This window comes from Micromonospora sp. D75 (assembly GCF_018070405.1).
Classification (GTDB): domain Bacteria; phylum Actinomycetota; class Actinomycetes; order Mycobacteriales; family Micromonosporaceae; genus Micromonospora; species Micromonospora chalcea.
This window is the reverse complement of sequence record NZ_JAGPXV010000501.1, coordinates 1-4,534: the sequence shown is the minus strand read 5'-3', so window position 1 is coordinate 4,534 and position 4,534 is coordinate 1. Positions and strand designations below refer to the sequence as shown.

The following is a 4,534-nucleotide window of genomic DNA, read 5'->3' as shown; positions in this document are numbered from 1 at the left end:
GCTCAGGCCTGGTCGATGGTGGCGAGGGTCTCGCGCAGCGTCTCGTACGCCGCCTCGTACTGGGCGATCTGGTCGGCCGGGGCGAGCGCCTCGGCGTTGGCCATGCCGAGCACCGCGGCGTCCACCGCCGGGTGCCGCGCCTCGCCGACCTCCTCGGCCGGCGCGGGGCGTACCCCCGGGGGTGGTCCGGGCCGCGGGCCCGGCGGCGGACCGGGCCGCGGCGCGGTCACGAGCCGGCCGCCCGGCGGCCGGTGGCCTTCCTCGCCGGCCGGGCGGGCGCGGCGGGCGAGCCGTCGGCGGGGGTACGGGCCATGGTGGCGGGCGGCTTCTTCGCGATCGCCTTCTTGGCCACCGTCTTCTTCGCCACCGCCTTCGTCGGCGCCGTTGCCGCGGACTCGGCGGTCGGCGGCGCGGTCGCGCCGGACGGCGCGGTGGCGGTCCCGGCCGGTGCGGCGGCGGGCTCGGACGATCCGGCGGGCGGCGTCTCGCCGGGCCCGAGGTTGCCGCGCGCCTCGCGCAGCTGCCGCTCCAGGTCGTGCACCCGGCGGGTCAGCTCGGCGACCTCGTCGGCGGTGGCCAGCCCGACCGCGCCCAGCGCCCGGTCCACCTCGAAGCGGACCAGCTTGGTCAGCGACTCCCGGTTCGCCAGGCCGGTGGCCACCAGCTCCTCGGCGAGCGTCTGGATCTGGGCGGCGGTCGCGCCACCCTGACCGACGACGCGCATGACCGCGTCCTGTGCCTTCTTCCGGGGCGCCTCCGTCAGGCCCATGGCCAGCTCGAGGTAGGCGCGCCACGCGTCCTGCATGCCTGAGTCCTTCCGCGGGGCGAGGTGTGCAGGTGCCACGCTACCGGGCACCCCGGACGCCCCATTGCGGTACGGTGCCGGGAAACGGCGTGGTTCGTGGTGAGGAGACGATGTGGCCAGCGTGGACGAGTGCCGGCAGGCGTTGCAGGACCTGGCCGCGCGGCTGGACCGCAACGCCGAGGCGCAGGGACGCATCGACCTGGACCGCACGCTGGCCTGCCGGATCACCGATCTCGGCACCGCGTTCCACGGGCGGCTGGAGGGCGGGCGGCTGGTCGACCTGGCCGACGGCGACGACCCGAAGGCGAAGATCGCGCTGAGCACCGGCAGTGACGACCTGGTCGCGCTGGTGAACGGCCGCCTCGACGTGATGTCGGCGGTCGCGTCCCGGCGCGTCTCGATCAAGGCGAACCCGTTCGACCTGATGAAGCTCCGCAAGCTGCTCTAGCCGGTCCACCGCGACCGCGCCGCCGTCGGGGTGCTTCGCCGCTCAGCCGTCGAGGCCGAACGCGGCGAGCGCCTCCGCCGCCGCCGGGGACTGCGCCCGCACGCGCGGCCCGGCCGACGCCGACCAGGCCACCGCGCAGAGCGCGGCGAGCGCCTCCAGCGGCGGTCCCGCGCCGTCGAGCACGAGGTCCGCGCCGGCTTCCGCCACCGACCAGCCGCCGGCGGTCGCCCGGCCCGGCACCGTCACCACCGCGTCCGGGTCGAAGAGCCCCGCCAGGTCGAACGAGACGTACGCGGGGCGGCGCTCCTCGGGCGCGGCCAGCAGCTCGGCGGCGTCGCTTACCCCGGTGAGCACCAGCAGGCTGTCCAGCCCGGCCCGGCGGGCGCCCTCGATGTCGGTGTCCAGCCGGTCCCCCACCACGAGCGTGCGCCCGGCCCCGGCCCGGCGCGCGGCGGTGGTGAACAGCGCCGGCTCCGGCTTGCCCACCACCACGTCGGGGTCGCGGCCCAGCGCGGTACGCAGCACCGCGACCAGCGAGCCGTTGCCCGGCAGCGGGCCGCGCGGGCTGGGCAGGGTGCGGTCGGTGTTCGTGGCGTACCAGGGCGCGCCCGCGCGTACCGCCAGGGACGCCTCGGCCAGGTCGGACCAGCCGACCTGCGGGCCGTAGCCCTGGGCCACGGCGGCGGGCTCCTCGTCGACGGTGGACACCGGCCGCAGGCCGACGGCGCGCAGCTCGGCCCGCAGCGCCTCCGCGCCGACCACGAGCACCGGCGCGCCCTCGGGCAGCCGGTCCCGGAGCAGCTCGGCGGTGGCCGCCGCGGAGGTGAGCACCTCCGCCGGCTGCGCCGGGACGCCCATGCCGGTGAGCAGGTCGGCGACCTCGCTGGAGCGCCGGGAGGCGTTGTTCGTCGCGTACGCGACGGCGCGCCCCTCGGCGTGCAGCCGGCCGACCGCCTCGACCGCGCCCGGGATGGGCCGGTCGATCAGGTAGATGACGCCGTCCAGGTCGAAGACGACAAGCGAGTACGCGTCGACCAGCCGGCCGGCCGCTCCGGCGCGGACGGGTCGCCCCTGGTCCGCGCCGGTAGCGGTGTCCCCGCCGTACCCGGTCACCGGCGCTCCGCCGCCTCGCCCTCGCCGGACGCGGCGTCGCCCGGTGCGGGCCGGTCGGCGTCGGCCTTGTCGGCCGGGGTGACGTCGGTGGCGTCCGCAGCCGCGACGGCGCTGCCCGGCGTGGCGGTGTCCGCGGTCGACGTGGCGGTGTCCTCGGACGTCGTGACGGCGGTCGGGGCGCCGGTGGCGAGCGAGCCGGCCTCGGCGTCGGTCAGCTCGTCGTCGGTCAGGTCGCCCGCGTCACGGTCCCGGTAGCCGGCCCGTGCCGCGTCGCCGCCGGTGCCCGACACGACGTCGTCGCTCAGCCGCGCGTCGTCCTCACGGTCGTCGTCATCGTCCTCACGGTCGTCGTCATCGTCATCGTCATCGTCATCATCGTCATCGTCATCGTCATCGTCATCGTCATCGTCATCGTCGTCGTCGGCCGACGCCTCGGACGTGTCCGCGTCGTCCTCGGGCTCGTCGTCGCCCTCGATGACCACGCCGTCCAGCTCCAGCAGCCGCTCGGCGGCGTCGGTCTCCCCCTCGGAGTCCACGTCGGCGGCCCGGGAGAACCACTCCCGCGCCTCCTCGCGCCGGTCCACCGCCAGCAGCGCGTCCGCGTACGCGTAACGCAGTCGCGCCGCCCACGGCTCGGTCGAGTCGCCGGTCAGTTCGCGGACCTGCAGCATCGCCACGGCCGCGTCCTTCTGCCCGAGGTCGCCGCGCGCGCCGGCGGCCACGATGAGCAGTTCGATCGCGACGGCCTGGTCGAGCTTGTCCCGGTCGGCGCCGCGGAACAGGTCGATCGCCCGCTCCGGCCGGCCCAGCGCCCGCTCGCAGTCGGCCAGCACGGCCAGGTGGCTCTGCAGACCGCTCATCCGGTGGTACGTCCGCAGCTCGGCAATGGCCGTCTGCCACTCACCGGCGTGGTACGCGGCCAGTCCGACGGCCTCCCGCACGGCGGCGATCCGCGACGCGAGCCGGCGGGCCGCCATGGCGTGCGCCAGCGCCAGCGTCGGGTCCTCGTCGATCAGCAGCCCGGTCGCGACCAGGTGCCGGGCAACCGTCTCCGCAACCGGCTTGGCGAGGGAGAGCAGTTCCGCCCGGACGGCCGAGTCGAGGTCGCTCGCGACGACCTCGTCCGGCAGCTCCGGCGCCTCACCGGTACGCCCTTCGCCGCGCTCGTCCCGGCGCTCCCGCTGCGGACCGAAGTTGCCACGGCGGTCGTCGCCGCCCGGCCGGTCACCGTAGCCACGGCGCTCACCGTCCCGCTCGCCCCGGAAGCCGCCCGGCCGACGGTCGTCACGACGGTCGTCGCGGCGGAAGCCACCCTCACGGCGCTCGCCACCGCGGAAGCCGCCCTCGCGGCGCTCGCCGCCGGCGTAGCTCTCCCGACGGTCGCCACCCTGATAGCCGCCTTCGCGACGGTCGCCACCGCGGAAACCACCCTCACGGCGGTCGCCGCCTTCGCGACGGTCCCCGCCACGGAAGCCGCCCTCACGGCGGTCGCCGCCCTCACGACGGTCACCACCACGGAAGCCACCCTCACGGTCTCCACCACGGAAACCGCCCTCACGACGCTCACCACCGCGGAAGCCGCCTCCACGACGCTCGCCGCCCCGGAAACCACCCTCACGGTCCCCACCACGGAAGCCACCCTCGCGACGCTCACCACCGCCGAACCCGCCTTCACGACGGTCGCCACCGCGGAAGCCGCCCTCGCGATCGCCACTGCGGAAGCCGCCCTCGCGGCGGTCACCACCACGGAAGCCACCCTCGCGACGGTCGCCACCACGGGCGCCACTGTCACGGTCACCACCGCGGAAGCCGCCCGGGCGGTCGTCGCGGCCACCCCGGTACGAGGGACGGTCATCGCGACGGCCGTCGCGGCCGGCGTCACCACGCCCCTGGCCACGGTCGGCGCGATCCTCGTAACGACGGGGGCGGTCCCCGCCCTGGGGTCCTGAGCTCACAGGTACATCCTTCCTGATGGCGTTTCCGCCGAGAACGCTAACGCAGTCGAGGGCCGCCCCTGCTGGGGCGGCCCTCGACTGGAAGATTGTCCGGCGGTGTCCTACTCTCCCACACCCTCCCGAGTGCAGTACCATCGGCGCTGGAGGGCTTAGCTTCCGGGTTCGGAATGTGACCGGGCGTTTCCCCTCCGCCATGACCGCCGTAACTCTATG

5 protein-coding genes, 1 rRNA gene and 1 pseudogene are annotated in these 4,534 nt (G+C 75.8%); 2 read left to right on the top strand and 5 right to left on the bottom strand.

From position 1 onward, the window contains the following. Positions 1 to 2: 2 nt before the first annotated feature. Both KBX39_RS24100 and KBX39_RS24095 read right to left on the bottom strand, forming a co-directional pair. A complete protein-coding gene (locus tag KBX39_RS24100) occupies positions 3 to 230 on the bottom strand; it encodes a hypothetical protein (protein ID WP_030502668.1) in 228 nt (75 codons plus the stop codon). Continuing rightward, the gene (locus tag KBX39_RS24095; protein WP_064446406.1) at positions 227 to 805 is read right to left on the bottom strand and encodes a phasin family protein; all 579 of its coding nucleotides are present in this window, start codon (positions 803 to 805) and stop codon (positions 227 to 229) included. The genes KBX39_RS24100 and KBX39_RS24095 overlap by 4 nt, the downstream gene beginning before the upstream one ends. A gap of 112 nt (positions 806 to 917) precedes the next feature. On the opposite strand from KBX39_RS24095, the gene KBX39_RS24090 reads away from it, so the two are divergent. Continuing rightward, on the top strand, positions 918 to 1,253 hold the full coding sequence (locus KBX39_RS24090) for an SCP2 sterol-binding domain-containing protein (protein ID WP_043324901.1): 336 nt from the start codon (positions 918 to 920) through the stop codon (positions 1,251 to 1,253). A gap of 42 nt (positions 1,254 to 1,295) precedes the next feature. Here KBX39_RS24090 and KBX39_RS24085 read toward each other — a convergent pair whose 3' ends face one another. Together KBX39_RS24085 and KBX39_RS24080 are read right to left on the bottom strand one after the other, a co-directional pair. Continuing rightward, entirely contained in the window at positions 1,296 to 2,291 is a 996-nt protein-coding gene (locus tag KBX39_RS24085; RefSeq protein WP_210872633.1) for an HAD-IIA family hydrolase, read from the bottom strand. A gap of 533 nt (positions 2,292 to 2,824) precedes the next feature. Then, a pseudogene (locus KBX39_RS24080) lies at positions 2,825 to 3,343 on the bottom strand (Replicase polyprotein 1ab); the annotation flags it as partial. Between the two features lie 3 nt (positions 3,344 to 3,346). Here KBX39_RS24080 and KBX39_RS33520 point away from each other — a divergent pair. Beyond that, positions 3,347 to 4,315 carry a hypothetical protein gene (locus KBX39_RS33520; RefSeq protein ID WP_247660523.1) on the top strand — a complete coding sequence of 323 codons (969 nt, stop codon included), beginning with the start codon at positions 3,347 to 3,349 and terminating at the stop codon, positions 4,313 to 4,315. 94 nt (positions 4,316 to 4,409) lie between these two features. On the opposite strand, the gene rrf is transcribed toward KBX39_RS33520, so the two are convergent. Further along, positions 4,410 to 4,526: ribosomal RNA gene (gene rrf / locus KBX39_RS24075) — 5S ribosomal RNA — on the bottom strand. Positions 4,527 to 4,534: the final 8 nt, after the last annotated feature.

Excerpts from the sequence above, each read along its gene's own strand:
- KBX39_RS24095 (WP_064446406.1), bottom strand. The coding sequence starts at position 805 with ATGCAGGACGCGTGGCGCGCCTACCTCGAGCTGGCCATGGGCCTGACG.